This window comes from Mycobacterium adipatum (genome assembly GCF_001644575.1).
Taxonomy (GTDB): domain Bacteria; phylum Actinomycetota; class Actinomycetes; order Mycobacteriales; family Mycobacteriaceae; genus Mycobacterium; species Mycobacterium adipatum.
The window spans coordinates 2,202,582-2,218,175 of the sequence record NZ_CP015596.1 but is presented as its reverse complement, the minus strand read 5'-3'; the positions used below and the strand labels follow the sequence as shown (position 1 = coordinate 2,218,175).

Here is a 15,594-nt window from a genome sequence, read left to right as displayed (position 1 = left end):
GGTGCCGGCGCGCAAACGCGATACCCCGCCACCGCGCACCGGCGGCGGCGAGATCGAGACCTTGCGCGGCTTTCTCGACTACCTGCGCGACTCGATCGCCGCGAAGGTCGAGGGTGCCCCCGAGTCCCGGGCACGGACCGCACTCGTGGCATCCGGCACCAATCTGCTCGGCCTGCTCACCCACGTCACCTGGGTGGAACGCTGGATTTTCCTCGGGGAGACGGTCGCCCGATGGCCCGCGACGTTTCATGCCGACCCCGGCGCCACCGTGGCCGATGTCGTCGAGCGCTACCGTGCGACCGTGCGGCAGGCCAACGAGGTCCTCGATCGCGGTACCGACCTCGCCGCCCCGGTGCCCGGACGAGAGTCGCGAAGTGCCCGTTGGGCGCTCACCCACATGATCGAAGAGACCGCCCGGCACGCCGGGCACGCCGACATCCTGCGCGAGCTGATCGACGGCTCGACCGGACGCTGAGTCGGGTTCGAGCACGGCGCCGGATGCCCGCCGCGCGGTGTGACCGCCTCAGCTGTCCTTGCGGTCCACGTGGACAAGCAGGACCGAGCAGTTCGTGCCGCGCAACGTGTCCCGCACGCCCGCGCTGCGCAGTTGATCCACGACGTCGCCGTCGTCGGCCGAGGCGATGACGAGCTGATCGATATCGGCGCTCTGGGCCAGCAGGTCAGCGATATCGTCGGGCCGCGGCAGCACGCAGAGCGTGATGTCGGCAGCTGAGTCGCGATCGTCGAGTTGGGCGATGAATTCGGCCCGGATCGCTTCCGTTTCCGCCGATTCGGCTCCCCACGGCGACAGCGCCAGAATCTCGGCGCCACGCAGAAGGGCCTCCTCGACCGCCCGGTTCACGACGCCGTGCGGCCGAGCCTCGCTCCCGAGCACCGCGACGACCCATCGATGCGGGCCCACCGCGTGGTGAATCCGGCGCCGCCGCACGATCGCCACCGAACAGTGCGCCGCGACAGCCAACCGGGCGGCGGTCGCGCCGCGCCCCGCTGACCCCGAGTCGTGGCGGCCTTTCCAACCGACACACACCATTTCGGCCGAACGTGAGGCTTCGGCGAGGACGTCGACGGGGTCCCCGTGCAACACGTCGATCTCCACCTTGACCTGTTGTCCGGTACCGCTCAATTCGTCTGCGGCCGCACGTAGCACCCGATGCCCGTACTCGTCGGCACGGTCATGGTCGTGTTGGTGGGGAGCAACGACATGAATCAGCCGCAGCGGAATGTCGCGGCTGACCGCCTCGTCGGCGGCCCAGAGAGCGGCCTTGACGGCCGATTTGGAGCCGTCGATACCGACGACGATGGCGGTTGATCCCGATGTGGTCATGGCGCACTTCCGATGGCGGGCTTACATGTGGAGGGACACATCGAGGCTATGCACCCGACGGCGCGGCGGTCACGGCCATTGGTCCTCAATACCGTGCTTTAGGTCCCGGTGGCGCGCGGAACCGGGGTGCGGGCGGTCAACGATGCCCGGGGCCCGGCGCCGTCCGGATGGCAGACCACGACGGGTAGCGGTGCGTGGTGCAGCAGGTTCAGGCTGGTCGAGCCCAGCAGCGCGGCTGCCAGCAGGTTGCGACCCCGGCTACCGACGATGACCAGCTGTGCACCCGCCAAGTGCCCCAGGATGGCCTTGCTCGGCTTGGCCTGATCGACGAACACGCTGACGGCGACGTCGGGGTATCGCGCGCACCACGGTGCGACGGATTCGGTGACCTCCCGGCGCACCGTGTCCTCCAGCGCTTTCCAGTCGATCATGAACGGGACGGTGATCTCCCCCGCCGGCAGCCTTGTCGACCAGGAATGCACCACCCACAGCGGCGACCCCAGCGCGTCGGCCAGCTCGAATGCAAGCGATATGGCCACCCGGCTCGATCCGTCGACTCCGACGACGACCGGTTGCCCGGTCGGCCGTAACGCATCACCGCGCCACGCGACGAGCGGACATCTGGACCGGGCCGCCACCACCAGGGTGAGCGACCCCACCAACATGGCTGCGGCCGTGGTGATCTCGTCACTGCCCAGCACTATCAGTCGTGCGTCGAGGCTCAGCGACACCAATGCCTCGTCGACGGGTGCGGTGAGCGCCACTGTGCTGATGGCCAGATCCGGTTCATGCTCGCCCACGGCCTCCGCGGCGTCCTTCAGGTAGGTCTCGGCGGAGCCACGTTGCTCGTCGATGACCGCGGCGCGAATGGCGGCCGCCGCATCGGTCAGGCTGTGCCCCAGGTACGGGCCGGCGTGCACGATCCGCAGCGGCGAGCCCATCTTCGCCGCGATGGCACCGGCCCACCGCGCGGCGCGCAGGGCCGCGGCGGTGCCGTCGACGCCGACGACGACGGGCTTGGATGTGTCAGTCATGTCCGCGCTCGTCGCTGTGCGCACTCGACGGGCGCCGAGCGGATCGCAGCAGCAGACGCTGCTCGGCCGCGGCCACGGCGTAACGTGCCGCCCCGACCGCGTCCGGGTTCACCGAGATCGACGTGATGCCCATGTTGACCAGGTGTTCGGCGAAGACCGGGTCCCGCGACGGCGCCTGCCCGCACAGCGAGGACGACACGCCGTACTTGTTGGCCGTATCGATGATCCGCCCGATCGCCTCCAGCACCGCCGGGTCGGACTCGTCGAAGACTTCCGCGCAGATCTCGGAATCGCGATCGACACCGAGTACCAGCTGGGTGAGGTCGTTGCTGCCGATGGAGACACCGTCGATACCCATGCCGATATAGGTCGGCAACCAGTGCACCACCGAGGGCACCTCGGCCATCACCCAGCGATGTAGGCCGCGCTGCCGCCCGAGTCGGCTGGCGTCGATGAGTTCCAGACATTGCTCCAGTTCCCACCGGGTCCGTACGAACGGGATCATCACGTGGACATTGGGATACTGGTCGCGCACCTCGGCAAGGGCCCGCAGTTCCAGTGCGAACAGATCCGGTTCCTTGATGTAGCGGTAGCAACCGCGGTAGCCGATCATGGGATTGCTCTCCACCGGCTCGTAGTCCGCGCCGCCGCCGAGATTGCGAAACTCGTTGCTGCGGAAGTCCGTTGTTCGGTAGATCACCGGGCGGGGCGTGAAGGCGGCGGCGATTCGGCCGATCGCGGCGGTCATGGCGCGCACCATCCGGTCCTGTTCGCCGCGGGCCATCAGGGCGCGTGGATGCTCACCGGCCAGCGCATCGGTGAGCATGAGTTCCGCGCGCAGCAACCCCACGCCGTCGACATCCCCGGCGGCGATCTTCTCGGCGGCCTCGGGCAGCGCGAGGTTGACGTAGATCCGTGTCGCGGTCGTCGGCCCACCCGCGGCGGGAGCGCCATCGGGCACCGCGCGACCACTGCCGGACCCCACCACAGCAGCGGCTTTCGCCGCCCGCACCTGGCCGTGTGTCCCGTCCACCGTCACCAGGGCTCCCGGGCGGAGCACGGTGGTCGCCGAACGGGCTCCGACGACACACGGAACGGACAGTTCGCGAGCGACGATCGCGGCATGACAGGTCATCCCACCACCCTCGGTGACCAGCGCGCCGGCCCGCCGGATGGTGGGTAACCAGTCCGGATTGGTCATCGGCGCGACGAGGATCTCGCCGTCGCGCAATTGTGCTCCGTCCTGCGGAGTCTGCAGCACCCGGACACGTCCGGTGGCCGTGCCGGGCGCGGCGGCCAGCCCGCGGACCAACACGTCCGCCGATTGGTCGTCGGACTCAGCGCCGGACACCTTGTGCAAGGTGGTGATCGGCCGGGATTGGACCAGCCAGGTGGCGTCGCCGCTGACCACCCATTCGATGTCCTGGGGACAGCCGTAGTGGCGTTCCACGGCGACCGCGAGCTCGGCGATGCCGCGTACGTCACCATCGGTCAGGACCTGCGCGTCGATCTGGTCGCGGCCGATCTCCACGATCGTGTCGTGCCCGTCACTGCCCTTGACGATCTTGAAGGGCTTGCTGCCGATCCGGGTGTCCACCACGCGCAGGGTCCGCTTGTCGATCACGTAGGTGTCGGGAATGACGCTGCCGGCCACCACGACCTCACCTTGCCCGAACGCCGCCTCGATCACCAGATGATCCGGATTCCCGGTGCCGGGATCGACGGTGAACGCCACCCCCGCGCGGTCGGCGGCGACCATCGTCTGCACGACCACCGCCATCTCGGGATCGTCGGCGAACCCCCGGCTGGCGCGATAGGTGAGCACCCGCGGGGTGAACAGCGACTCCCAGCAGCGCACCACCGCATCGATCAGGTCGGCATCACCCGTCACGTTGGTGATCGTCTGGTTCATGCCGGCGAACGAGGCATCGCTACCGTCCTCACCGGCCGCCGAGGACCGCACGGCGACCACGGCGCCGGGCCCGAGAGCCCGGTAGGCCTCGACGATCTGCGGGCGCGTTCGGTCGTCCACCCCTGCGGTCTCGACCAGATGGCGCATCCGCCGGCACAGTTCCTCCAGACGTGGCGCGTCGGCCACGCACGTCAGTGCCTCCCGGTGCAGGGCGGCCAGTTCCTCGGCCACCCCGCGCGTCGACTGCCGGTAGGCGTCGCACAACACCACGAATCCGGGTGGCACAGGCAAATCCGCCGCATGCAACTCGCCGAGGTTGGCGCCCTTGCCGCCCGCCCGGCCGGCGTCGGCGAGCCGCAGATCCGCGATGGTGCGGACGACGTCGGATCCACCGGTGTCACGTTTCACCACCGAACTCTGAACCGTCATTTCGACTCCGCCACAAGTACTTTCAGCGCACCAGTCTGTCCGGCACGGCTGAACACGTCGTAGGCGTCCTCGAATTCATCGAAGGTGAACCGGTGGGTGATCATCGCCGAGGTGTCGAGTTGGCGGCCGGCGACCAGGCCGATGAGCGTCGGAGTGGAGTAGGTGTCGACCAGACCGGTGGTGATCGTCAGGTTCTTGATCCAGATGTCTTCCAGATGCAGCGTGGCGGGGGCACCGTGCACCCCGATATTGGCAACATGTCCGCCGGGCCGAACCAGGTTCACAGCGTCTTCGAAGGTGCCAGGGGTGCCGACGGCCTCCATCGCGCAATCCGCCCCCAGCCCGCCGGTCAGCCCGTCGATCACCGATCGTGCCGACTGCGTGCCGGCATTCACCACGATGTCGGCACCGAACGTACGGGCCGCCTCCAGGCGGGTATCGGCCACGTCGATCGACACGATGTGGCTGGGGCTGAACAGGCGGGCGGTGAGAATGGCGGCCAGACCGATCGGCCCGGCACCGACGATCGCGACGACGTCCCCCGGGCGAACCGCCCCGTTCAGCACACCCACCTCATAGGACGTCGGCAAGATGTCAGCCAGCATCAGCATGTCACCGTCAGTGACCCCGTCGGGGACCTTGTGCGTCGAATGATCGGCGAACGGGACACGCACGTATTCGGCCTGGGTGCCGTCGATCAGGTGGCCGAGGATCCATCCCCCACCTCCGAGGCACTGCCCGTAGCTCCCGTCCCGGCAGAATCGGCAGCTGCCACAGGCGCTGATGCAGGACACCAGCACGCGGTCGCCCGGGGTGAGGTTGCGTACCGCGGCTCCCACGGCGGTGACGGTGCCGACCGCCTCATGTCCGAGGATCCGTCCCGGCGCAACCTCCGGCACGTCACCTTTGAGAATGTGCAGATCCGTTCCACAGATGGTGACCGCGTCGACGCGCACCACGGCGTCGGTGGGTTCCTGGATACGGGGATCGGGGACTTCCTGCCAGCTCCGCTCTCCGGGACCGTGGTAGACCAGCGCTTTCATGAGCAATTCCTTTCGGCGAGGTGTGTTGCCCGGCGAGGACGTCAGATCGCCGAACAGCAGATCTGTCGGGCCTCGGCAACGCTGCGACCGAGTGGTCGGCTCGTGTCGAGGCGATGTGCGGTGTTCCAGTGCGCGCCGTCCGTTGTCAGCTGCGCCGCAATCTCGGGTGTGGCATCGGAAGTGGTGTGGGTTCGCGTCTGTATCCGCGACATGGCATCGGCAAGCGTTGTGGTGCAGAGGAATTCCAGCACCGGTGCCGCCGACTCCGCGCCGAGCAGCTGCGCCGCTTCGCGGTGCCGGGCGTCGCGCCAGGTCCCGTCGAGTATCACCGAGTGACCCCCGGCCAGTAGCAGGTGCGCCCTGCGCAGTATTTCGTCGTAGACGATGTCGACGTTCGCCGGGGTGTACAGGCCGGCGCACAGATCACCGGCATCGCCGTCGATGACGCCCTGCTGACGGAGCTCACGCCGCACGTCGTCTGTCGAAATAACCTGGGCGCCCAACTCTTCGGCAAGCGCGCGCGACAGGGTCGTCTTCCCGGTACCCGGGCCGCCACCGACGATGATCAACTGGACCGTGCCGGCCCGCAGGTGTGCGACCGCGATGTCCAGGTGCCGGCGGGCATCGGCCACGGCGTCCGCGCCTCCTTGATCCGCACGGATACACTCGACCTTCGCACGAACCACCGCGCGATAGGCGATATAGAAGTGCTGCAGGGCTTGGGGCGCCGGGTCATCGGCGAGCCCGCGGTAGGCGCCCAAGAAGTGCGCGGCCAGTTCCGGTCGGCCCAGGAACTCCAAATCCATTGCCAGGAAAGCGGCATCGTCGATACCGTCCACGTAGCGCAGCTGATCGTCGAACTCCAGACAGTCCAGCATGGCCGGTCCGTCCGGCATACAGAAGATGTCGGTGGCCAGCAGATCACCGTGGCCGTCGAGGATCCGGCGCTCGGCGATGCGCTGTGCGAACAACACCGCCCTGCCCGCCAGGAATCGCAGTGCCATCCGCTCGAGTGCGGCGATGGTGTCGACCGGCAGGAGCCGGCCCTCGTAGCGGTGCAACTCGGTGAGGTTCTCCCGCCAGCGAGCGGTCAACGCATCCACCGTCGCGCACGCGTCGATTTCACGCCCCCGGTCGGCGCTCGCGTGGAAGCGCGACAAGACACCGGCGATGTCGTCGAGGTGGGTGGCAACGGGTTGCCCGCCGCGGGCCATGGTGGCCAGGCGTCTCGCATCCGGGTGGCGACGCATCACGATGACCGGTTCGGGCGGGCCGCCCTCCACATCGGTGAGATGGGCGACACCCAGATAGCTCGAGGGCGCCAGCCGGCGGTTCAGCGTGACTTCGCGTTGACACGCATGCTCACGTGCCTGCGGGGTGCTGAAGTCCAAGAAGTCGGTGATCACAGGCTTTTTCGCCTTGTAGGCGCGATCACCGACAAGGACGACGATTCCGGTGTGTGTCTCGTGCAGGGTCGCGCCAAGTTCCGACCCGGTGGTGATTTCGGCGCGTCCGAGGATGGCCGATACTGCGTCCATGCAGATGATCGTCGCGTTCGGCACCCATCGGCGTCTGTGGCCGACCGGCCCCTGATCCGCCCTAAAGGTCATGACGCTGCAGGGCACAAAGTCCTTTCCAGCGGGTCCCTTCGCACGCGGATTGTTACCCAGCAGGCCCCTGCCGTCCACACCGGAATGTGGGACCTATGGCCCTTCCGGGCGTGCCCCGGATGCGCGATGGTTGACGAGTCGGTACATCACGCCGGAAAGGAGTGCCGATGTCGCACACCACGGTGAGTACCGCAGTGCTCGAAGAAACCATCCAATTTGCCTGTCGGGCACCGTCTTTTCACAACAGTCAACCGTGGCGGTGGATCGACACCGGGCAGGCGCTCGAACTACATCTCGACCCGGCCCGGTTGGTGCAATCCGATACCTCGGGGCGACTGGCGCTGTTGAGCTGCGGCGCGGTACTCGATCATCTGCGGGTCGCGATGCGGGCGGCCGGCTGGACGACCAACGTCGATTACTATCCCAACCCGAACGACCACAAGCACATCGCATCGCTGGACTTCACTGCGGCGCCGTTCGTCACCGACGGCCACAAGCAGCGGGCCCATGCCATTCGCACGCGCCGCACCGACCGCCTGGCATATGCGGCCCCGCCGGACTGGGACCGGCTCGAGTCCACGGTGCGGCAAGCCGTCGGCGACGCCGCCATCGTCGATGTGCTCGGTGACGGTGCGCGCCCCGAACTGGTCAGAGCCTCGGCACTCGCCGAGGCCGACCGGCTCTACGACGTCGCCTATCATGCGGATCTCGACTGGTGGACATCATCATTCGATCCGGCCGTCGGCATACCGCACAGCGCACTGGTGTCGTCTGCTGAAGGCGACCGGGTCGGTCTGGGACGCCAGTTCCCCGTCACCCATCACGGTGATCGGCGCCCCGAGGTCGGCGATGACCGCGCCGAGATCGTCGTCCTGTCCGCCCATGAGGACACCCGCCTCGACGTACTCAGGTGCGGTGAGGCTTTGTCTGCGGTTCTGTTGGACGCCACCATGGCCGGGGCGGCGTCCTGCACGTTGACCCACCTGACCGAGTTGCCCTCCGGACTCGCGGTGGTGCGCGCATTGACAGGCCGGGAGCTACCGCAGGTACTGATCCGAATAGGCGTGGCGCCCGCCGGCGAGGAATCCCCGGCCCCCACACCGCGCAGACCCCTGCGCGAGGTTTTCACCGCCGATCACCCAAGCCGGCCGGACTGAGCCGATCACACAGCTATCCTGGGGGTGTTTCACACCCTGCGGGAGGGGCATCGGTGATCAGGGTATTTCTGGTGGACGACCACGAAGTGGTCCGGCGTGGCCTGATCGGGCTGCTCGGTGCCGATCCCGAACTGGAGATCGTCGGCGAGGCCGGTTCGGTGGCGCAGGCGATGGCGCGGATCCCCTCGCTGCAGCCAGATGTGGCAGTCCTCGACGTCCGGTTGCCCGACGGTAACGGCATCGAACTGTGCCGCGACCTGCTGTCACAGTTGCCCTCGTTGCGATGCCTGATATTGACCTCGCTGACCACCGACGAGGCGATGCTGGACGCGATCCTGGCCGGTGCCAGCGGCTACGTCATCAAGGACATCAAGGGCATGGAACTCGCCCATGCGATCAAGGAGGTCGGCGCGGGTCGATCGCTGTTGGACAACCGCGCCGCGGCCGCCCTGATGACCAAATTGCGTAGCGGCGCCGAACGTCCGGATCCGCTTGCCGAGCTCACCGACCAGGAGCGCGTCCTGCTGGAGTTGCTGGGTGAGGGTCTCACCAACAAGCAGATCGCTGCCAGAATGTTCCTCGCCGAGAAGACTGTGAAGAATTACGTCTCCCGACTGTTGACCAAGTTGGGTATGCAGCGCCGGACCCAGGCGGCGGTCTTCGTGTCCAAGCTGGACCGTCCGGCACCCCGCAAGCCCTGAGCGCGCTGACCACAGTGCTTGCCCATCAGGGCGCACCGGTGCCAGACTTGGATCAGTGAAGGGGAGCCAGGCGACTGACGATGAAGGTGCGCGTCCACTGCGCGCCGCGCTCTCGCAGCTGCGGCTCCGCGAACTGCTCAGCGAGGTGCAGGATCGCATCGCCCAGATCGCGGAGGACCGCGACCGGGTAGGCGGCCTCGTCGACGCCATGCTCGCCGTGACGGCGGGCCTCGACCTGGACGTCACACTGCGCACCATCGTTCATACCGCCCGCGAGCTGCTCGACGCGCGCTATGCCGCCCTCGGCGTCCGCGGGCGCGGCAACGAACTCGAGGCGTTCATCTACGAGGGCATCGACGAAGCCACCCGCCAGCGAATCGGACCGCTCCCCCAGGGCCTTGGTGTGCTGGGGGTCCTGATATCCGAACCCACCCCGATCCGGCTGGAGAATATCCACGACCATCCGGCGTCGGTCGGGTTCCCGCCCAACCACCCCCCGATGCGGAGCTTCCTCGGCGTCCCGGTACGCATCCGGCAAGAGGTGTACGGCAACCTCTACCTGACCGAGAAGACCTCGGGTCAGCCCTTCAGCGAGGATGACGAGGTGCTCGCCGAGGCGCTGGCCGCGGCGGCCGGCATCGCGATCGACAATGCCCGGCTGTACGAGCAATCGCGGGCGCGGCAGTCATGGATCGAGGCAACCCGCGATATCGCCACCGAATTGCTCTCCGGCAGCGACCCGAGCCGGGTATTTCAGGCGATCGCGGACGAGGCGCTGAAGCTGACCGGCGCCAACACCGCATTCGTCGCGGTGCCCGACGATGACGAGCTGCCGGCCGATGAGGTAAACGAACTCATCGTCACCGAGATTGCCGGCGAGAGCCTGGTCTCCGCCGACCGGGTTGCGCCGATCGCCGTAGCCGAAACGGCTGTCGGCGCGGCATTTCGGTCACGCGAGCCCTACCAGTGCGATGTGTTCGACGGCGTCCCTGGGCTCGTCGACGATGCCGGGCCCGCGCTGGTTCTTCCGCTGCACGCCGGAGGATCGGTCGCCGGCATACTCGTCGCACTGCGCCGCCAGGGCTCCCCGGCGTTCACCGAGGATCAGTTGGACATGGCGGCAGCATTCGCCGGTCAAGCGGCGTTGGCGTGGCAGCTCGCATCAACCCAGCGTCAGATGCATGAACTCAATGTGCTCACCGATCGCGATCGTATCGCACGAGATCTGCATGACCATGTCATCCAGCGACTCTTCGCGATCGGCCTGGCAATCCAGGGGACCATTCCGCGCGCCCGTTCATCCGATGTCCAACAACGGCTTTCGAACTCTGTCGATGATCTTCAGGCTGTCATCCAAGAGATTCGCACCGCGATCTTCGACCTGCACGGCGGCGCCGCCTCAACAACGCGGTTCCGACAGCGCGTAAACGAGATCATCGAGCAGTTCACCAACACCGAACTGCGGATGAGTGTCCAGTTCATCGGCCCGTTGTCCGTCATCGAGCCGAGTTTGGCCGACCACGCCGAAGCCGTGGTACGGGAGGCGGTCAGCAACGCCGTGCGCCATTCCGGTGCCAGCGAACTCGCGATCGTGGTCCGGGTCGAGGACGACCTGTGCCTCACCATTTCTGACAATGGTTGCGGTATGGGCGAGAACACGGCCACCAGCGGTCTGGTCAATCTCCGGACCCGCGCCGAACAGGTCGGCGGTGAGTTGTCCGTCGACAGCGCGCCGTCGGGTGGCACCGTGCTGCGCTGGAGCGCACCGCTGCTCTGATCCGGCCGACGAGTGCTCACACCTGCGCGACGATCGCGGGTGACGCTAGGGCCGGAACGTGACGGCAAGCACCGCAAGGTCGGTGAGCAGAATGGCCAGCCCCACGACCGGGATCCAGACACCGTGTCGACGCGCCGCGGTCAGGAACGACAACCCGATGGTCGCCAACGCCACGAAGGGCGGACCGTAGGCAAGTATCCCGAACCAGAACTCGCCGGGCCCGGCGTGCTGACAGCCGACCGACGTGCAGCGGGCCAAACCCATGACCGAACCGAATGCGAACAGCGACACCGCCATTGCCACCGGAACTGTCAACAGTGCCAGTACCCAGTTGAGCCATACCGGACTGCCGTGGTGGCCCACCGCCACCCCTGGGGTAGTCGAACCGCCGGACGCATCCACGGTCAGACCGCCCGTGCCACGATCAACGGTACCCGGGCAATCTGGACGACCGTCGAGCTCACCGAACCGAGCAGCATTCCCGCGAAGCCGCCCCGCCCGTGGCTACCGACCACCAGCAGCTGGGCCTCTTCGGAAGCCGCGGCGAGCGTGTGGGCCGGCTCTCCCCAGACCAGGCGACGCTCCACGGCCACGTCGGGATAGCGTTCCTGCCAACCGGCCATCCGCTCTGCCAACGCCTCCTTCCCGGCCTCGAGCTGGGGTTCCCAGTCCACGGTGGGGATTCGGTACGGGCCGAAGTCCGACCAGGAGTGCAGGGCGATCAGCCCGACCCCGCGCCGCGAGGCTTCATCGAAGGCCACCGCGGTGGCCGCCTCGGAGGCGGGTGATCCGTCGATTCCGACCAGGACGGGTGCGGTCGGCCCGGCTCCCGGCTCGCTATCGTCGATGATTGCCACGGGGCAGTGGGCATGGTGCACCACGCCCTGACTCACCGAGCCGAGATGCCTTTGCTGACGCGCATTCTCACCCTGTCCGCCGACCACCAGCATGGTCGCCTCCTTGGACATGTCCGACAGGGTCGCGACGATGTTGCCGGTCGGCATCTTGATCCGGACCTCGACATTGCTGCCCGCCGGTGACTGCTGCGCCACCTGGGCCGCCCGCTCGAGCACGTCGCGCCCGTGCCGGTCGACTCTCTCCTCGACGACCCCGTAGGCCATCACCATCTCGGGCAATGTCAGCGCCATCGGCATGAGCTGCACGTGCACCAGGGTCAGCGGCACATGCCGCAGTGCGGCATCGTGGGCGGCCCAGCGCACGGCGGCATCACTGGCCGACGATCCGTCGACGCCGACGATGACGCCGTGGTGTGTTGTGGTGGACCGTGTTGTGGTGGACATTGTTCCTCCGTCTCGTTCGGTGCGGTCAACCCGGAGCCGCGTGGGCACCTGGTGGTTCGGCGGGGTCGGCGCAATCCGACGATCCACCGAAGAACTGCTCGACATCGGCGCCACGACATGTCGCGGTGCCGGGCGTCATGAGCATCGCCGCGCCGGCCGCCACCCCGTAGCGCACAGCGTCATCGAGCGTCCACGCCCGGCACAGCGCGACCGCGATCGCCGCGACCATGGCGTCGCCGGCTCCCACGCCGCTGCCACCGGCAACCGGTATCGGCGCGACATGCCGACCGCCGCCGGCGGTGACCAGCAGCGCCCCACGCGATCCGCAGGAGACCACCACCGTTTCGGTGATCCCGCGGTCGATGAGCCCGCGCGCCGCCTCGATCTGGTCGGCCTGGGTTTCCAGCGGCCGCCCGGTCAACTCCGCCAGCTCACGCAGGCTCGGTTTGACCATGAATGCACCCGAGGAGATCCCTGCCAGTCCGCAGCCCGAGGCGTCCAGTATCAATCGGGCATTCGACGCGTGGGCGATGTCCGCGACGCGTTGATAGAAGTCCGGCGCGACGCCGGGGGGAAGGCTGCCGCTGGCGACGACGAACCGGGCACCCGCGGACGCGGTGCGGATGCGGTCCAGGCAGGCCTGCTGTTCGGTGAGCGTCAGCAGCGGACCGGGCAGGACGAAGCGGAACTGACGCCCGGACGACCGCTCGTTGACCGTGAAGCTCTCCCGCGTCGTACCACCGATTCGGACCGCTTGGAAGGGAACGTGCGCCTCCTCGAGCAGGCCGGCCACTGTCGCGCCGGTCGATCCGCCCACCGGCAGGACCGCACAGACCCGCGCACCGAGCTCCTGGGCGACCCTGGCGACGTTGACACCGCCGCCTCCCGGGTCGTACCGGACGGCCCCGCAACGAATCTTCTCGGTGGCCCGCACGATGTCGGTATCGGTGCTGATGTCCAGCGCGGGATTCATCGTCACCGTGACAATCGACGGCGGGACAACCGCCACGGCCGCTTCGGGTTTCATCGACCGGCCTACAACCCGGACGGGTAGGTTTCCGGAGTCTGGCCCGCCACCCATCGACTGGTGACCTCCAGCGGCTCCAGCGCCCGGGTGCGGTCGATGTGGATGATCGCGTCGAACTGGTCCGCGGGCCGGACGTGGTAGTAGTGGCTTTGCCGTTCGGTTTCCGGCAGATAGATCACCCCGATGGCCCGGCCCAGCCGAACCGCGCCCAGTGGCTGTTCGGCATCGCGGCTGAGCGCACACGACACCAGAAACGCCGGACTTCCGGCGTGGTGCAAGAGCTCCTCGATGCTGCCGTGCAGCGCCGGCCGGACGGTCTTGCGCTCGGCGATGCCGCCCCAACTGCTCGCCGCGGTCACGGTGCCCCCGTAGGTGGTCAGCCCGATCAGACGACAGTCGTCACCGTACTGCTCACGCACCAGCTGTCCGAGGGTGAGCTGACCGTCTCCGGACACCTCCGTGGCGCGTGCGTCACCGACATGCGAGTTGTGCGCCCACACCACGATTCGAGAGGGACGCCCCCCGGAATCGCGGTCGAGGTGGGCCAGCAGCGCCCGCAACGTGTGCGCCATGTGTTGGTCACGCATGTTCCACGATGTGACGCGGCCACCGAACATTGCCCGGTAATACGCCTCCGCGTCCCGCACGGTCTGGGCATTCATCTGGGCGTAGAAGGCCTCGTCCTCGGCGAGCAGTCCGTCGCGGCGCGCGTACTGCAGACCGTTGCGCTGCATTTCCACCAACTGCTCGATGACCTGGCCCTCGCACGAGGGTCCGGCCCCGAATGCCGCGGCGTATCCGTACGCCTGACCGTCGTCGGCCGACGCGTGGTCGAAACACCCGTAGCGATGTCGCGCCCGCTCGGCAGCCACCGGGTCCACATTCTCCAGATAGTCGATGACCTCCTTCATCGACCGGTGCAGGCTGTAGAGATCCAGGCCGTAGAAGCCGGTTTGCTTGCGGTCGTCGGCACGGCAGCGCTGGTTGTGCGCGTGCAGCCACTCGACGAAATCGCGCACCACCGTGTTGCGCCACATCCAGGCGGGGAATCGTTGGAACCCGGTCAGTGCGGCGTCGGCGGAGGTGTCCTCGCCCAGCCCCCGGACATAGCGGTTCACCCGGTAGGCGTCCGGCCAGTCCGCCTCCGCCGCGACTCCGTCGAAGCCCTTCTCCTCGATGAGCCAGCGCGTGATCGCTGCGCGGGCTTCGTAGAATTCGTGCGTACCGTGCGAGCTTTCGCCGATCAGCACGATCCGCGCGTCGCCGATCAGTTCCTCCAGCGCCTCCGTCGGCGGGACACCCGCCGGGGCGTCGATCACCGCGTGACCCAGCAGCTCGGCGGCCGACGGACCGATCGCGGCGGGCAGGACGGCGGTGCCGGTTGTCGGCGTGGTCAGCAGTGCGCGGACCTCGTCGTCGGTGACCTGGGCGAAATCCCAGAATGATTCCCCGACAGCACGAAACGGCGTGGGCATACTGGCACAGACCATATCGTCGACCAGCCCCGCGAACTCCCGGCATGTCGATTCGGGAGCGGCAGGCACCGCGATCACGATGCGGGCCGGTTCGCGCTCGCGCAGGGCTTGCACCGCCGCCAGCATGCTGGCGCCGGTCGCCAGTCCGTCATCGACCAGAATCACTGTCTTGCCGGCAATCTCGGCGGGGCCACGGCCCCCTCGGTAGGCAGCCTCACGACGGACCAATTCGCGGCCTTCACGCTCGGCGATATCACGGAGCTGCTGCGGGGTGACCCGCAGCGCGCGCAGCATGTCGTCGTTGACAACCACCCGTCCCCCACTGGCCAAGGCCCCGACGGCGAACTCTTCGTGCCCGGGCGCGCCGAGCTTGCGCACCACGAACGCGTCCAGAGGCGCACCGATCGCGGCGGCGACCTCCCAGGCCACCGGGATGCCGCCGCGCGCCAAACCGAGGACCAGCACGTCCGGGTCCCCGCGGTAGGCGTCGAGCAGGCCGGCCAGCACACGGCCGGCCTCTCGACGGTCCCGGAACACGCGTCGTGGCGAATGGCGCCGTCCATCTGTGGCCAGGGTCATGATGGCTCCTCGGAGTTCGGAGTTTCGGACCGCCGGCGCTGAGATGCACGACCACGCGGGCGAGACAGCCGCGGTCAGAACAGCAGCCTGGAAACAGTCGGGCGCCGTTCCTAGGGGTATTCCACCAAGTGACCCCGACGCCCGATAGGGACCGAAGTCACATCCCCGCGGCCGTTGGTCCTGGCCGCCGGTACGGCACCACTG

Annotated in this window: 13 protein-coding genes; 4 read left to right on the top strand and 9 right to left on the bottom strand. The window is 67.9% G+C overall.

What is annotated here, in order from left to right; genetic code table 11:
* The first annotated feature begins 1 nt into the window (after nucleotide 1).
* Entirely contained in the window at nucleotides 2-475 is a 474-nt protein-coding gene (locus A7U43_RS10525; protein WP_067994497.1) for a DinB family protein, read from the top strand.
* A gap of 48 nt (nucleotides 476-523) precedes the next feature.
* Here A7U43_RS10525 and A7U43_RS10520 read toward each other — a convergent pair whose 3' ends face one another.
* The 5 genes from A7U43_RS10520 to A7U43_RS10500 form a co-directional block, all read right to left on the bottom strand.
* The gene (locus A7U43_RS10520) at nucleotides 524-1,345 is read right to left on the bottom strand and encodes a universal stress protein (protein ID WP_067994491.1); all 822 of its coding nucleotides are present in this window, start codon (nucleotides 1,343-1,345) and stop codon (nucleotides 524-526) included.
* A gap of 98 nt (nucleotides 1,346-1,443) precedes the next feature.
* A complete protein-coding gene (locus tag A7U43_RS10515; protein WP_067994490.1) occupies nucleotides 1,444-2,379 on the bottom strand; it encodes a universal stress protein in 936 nt (311 codons plus the stop codon).
* Complete coding sequence (gene ppsA / locus A7U43_RS10510) at nucleotides 2,372-4,720, bottom strand: phosphoenolpyruvate synthase (RefSeq protein ID WP_067994487.1); 2,349 nt, start codon at nucleotides 4,718-4,720, stop codon at nucleotides 2,372-2,374. The genes A7U43_RS10515 and ppsA overlap by 8 nt, the downstream gene beginning before the upstream one ends.
* On the bottom strand, nucleotides 4,717-5,763 hold the full coding sequence (locus A7U43_RS10505) for a zinc-dependent alcohol dehydrogenase family protein (RefSeq protein ID WP_067994484.1): 1,047 nt from the start codon (nucleotides 5,761-5,763) through the stop codon (nucleotides 4,717-4,719). Before A7U43_RS10505 ends, ppsA begins: the two co-directional genes overlap by 4 nt.
* Nucleotides 5,764-5,804: 41 nt before the next feature.
* On the bottom strand, nucleotides 5,805-7,301 hold the full coding sequence (locus A7U43_RS10500) for a bifunctional aminoglycoside phosphotransferase/ATP-binding protein (protein WP_068002386.1): 1,497 nt from the start codon (nucleotides 7,299-7,301) through the stop codon (nucleotides 5,805-5,807).
* Nucleotides 7,302-7,540: 239 nt separating this feature from the next.
* On the opposite strand from A7U43_RS10500, the gene A7U43_RS10495 reads away from it, so the two are divergent.
* From A7U43_RS10495 to A7U43_RS10485, 3 genes are read left to right on the top strand one after another with little or no spacing between them, the layout of a single operon-like run.
* Entirely contained in the window at nucleotides 7,541-8,530 is a 990-nt protein-coding gene (locus A7U43_RS10495; RefSeq protein ID WP_067994481.1) for an Acg family FMN-binding oxidoreductase, read from the top strand.
* A gap of 53 nt (nucleotides 8,531-8,583) precedes the next feature.
* A complete protein-coding gene (locus tag A7U43_RS10490) occupies nucleotides 8,584-9,231 on the top strand; it encodes a response regulator transcription factor (protein ID WP_067994478.1) in 648 nt (215 codons plus the stop codon).
* Between the two features lie 55 nt (nucleotides 9,232-9,286).
* Nucleotides 9,287-11,008: a sensor histidine kinase gene (locus tag A7U43_RS10485; protein WP_067994473.1), complete on the top strand. Its 1,722-nt coding sequence runs from the start codon at nucleotides 9,287-9,289 to the stop codon at nucleotides 11,006-11,008.
* A gap of 45 nt (nucleotides 11,009-11,053) precedes the next feature.
* On the opposite strand, the gene A7U43_RS10480 is transcribed toward A7U43_RS10485, so the two are convergent.
* Genes A7U43_RS10480 through A7U43_RS10465 form a run of 4 tightly spaced genes read right to left on the bottom strand, consistent with a single transcriptional unit; the run spans nucleotide 11,054 to nucleotide 15,390 of the window.
* Entirely contained in the window at nucleotides 11,054-11,410 is a 357-nt protein-coding gene (locus A7U43_RS10480; RefSeq protein WP_067994470.1) for a hypothetical protein, read from the bottom strand.
* Between the two features lie 2 nt (nucleotides 11,411-11,412).
* Complete coding sequence (locus A7U43_RS10475) at nucleotides 11,413-12,309, bottom strand: universal stress protein (RefSeq protein ID WP_067994468.1); 897 nt, start codon at nucleotides 12,307-12,309, stop codon at nucleotides 11,413-11,415.
* A 25-nt stretch (nucleotides 12,310-12,334) separates the two neighbouring features.
* Nucleotides 12,335-13,336 (bottom strand): 1-phosphofructokinase family hexose kinase, encoded by a 1,002-nt coding sequence (locus A7U43_RS10470; protein WP_067994465.1) that lies wholly within the window; start codon nucleotides 13,334-13,336, stop codon nucleotides 12,335-12,337.
* An 8-nt stretch (nucleotides 13,337-13,344) separates the two neighbouring features.
* Nucleotides 13,345-15,390 carry an erythromycin esterase family protein gene (locus A7U43_RS10465; protein ID WP_067994462.1) on the bottom strand — a complete coding sequence of 682 codons (2,046 nt, stop codon included), beginning with the start codon at nucleotides 15,388-15,390 and terminating at the stop codon, nucleotides 13,345-13,347.
* Nucleotides 15,391-15,594 lie beyond the last annotated feature (204 nt).

What these genes read in the sequence shown, in the direction of transcription:
- A7U43_RS10475 (WP_067994468.1), bottom strand. Translation starts at nt 12,309, where the DNA reads ATGTCCACCACAACACGGTCCACCACAACACACCACGGCGTCATCGTC.
- A7U43_RS10505 (WP_067994484.1), bottom strand. Translation starts at nt 5,763, where the DNA reads ATGAAAGCGCTGGTCTACCACGGTCCCGGAGAGCGGAGCTGGCAGGAA.
- ppsA (WP_067994487.1), bottom strand. Translation starts at nt 4,720, where the DNA reads ATGACGGTTCAGAGTTCGGTGGTGAAACGTGACACCGGTGGATCCGAC.
- A7U43_RS10470 (WP_067994465.1), bottom strand. Translation starts at nt 13,336, where the DNA reads ATGAAACCCGAAGCGGCCGTGGCGGTTGTCCCGCCGTCGATTGTCACG.
- A7U43_RS10520 (WP_067994491.1), bottom strand. Translation starts at nt 1,345, where the DNA reads ATGACCACATCGGGATCAACCGCCATCGTCGTCGGTATCGACGGCTCC.
- A7U43_RS10515 (WP_067994490.1), bottom strand. Translation starts at nt 2,379, where the DNA reads ATGACTGACACATCCAAGCCCGTCGTCGTCGGCGTCGACGGCACCGCC.
- A7U43_RS10500 (WP_068002386.1), bottom strand. Translation starts at nt 7,301, where the DNA reads ATGGACGCAGTATCGGCCATCCTCGGACGCGCCGAAATCACCACCGGG.
- A7U43_RS10495 (WP_067994481.1), top strand. Translation starts at nt 7,541, where the DNA reads ATGTCGCACACCACGGTGAGTACCGCAGTGCTCGAAGAAACCATCCAA.
- A7U43_RS10465 (WP_067994462.1), bottom strand. Translation starts at nt 15,390, where the DNA reads ATGACCCTGGCCACAGATGGACGGCGCCATTCGCCACGACGCGTGTTC.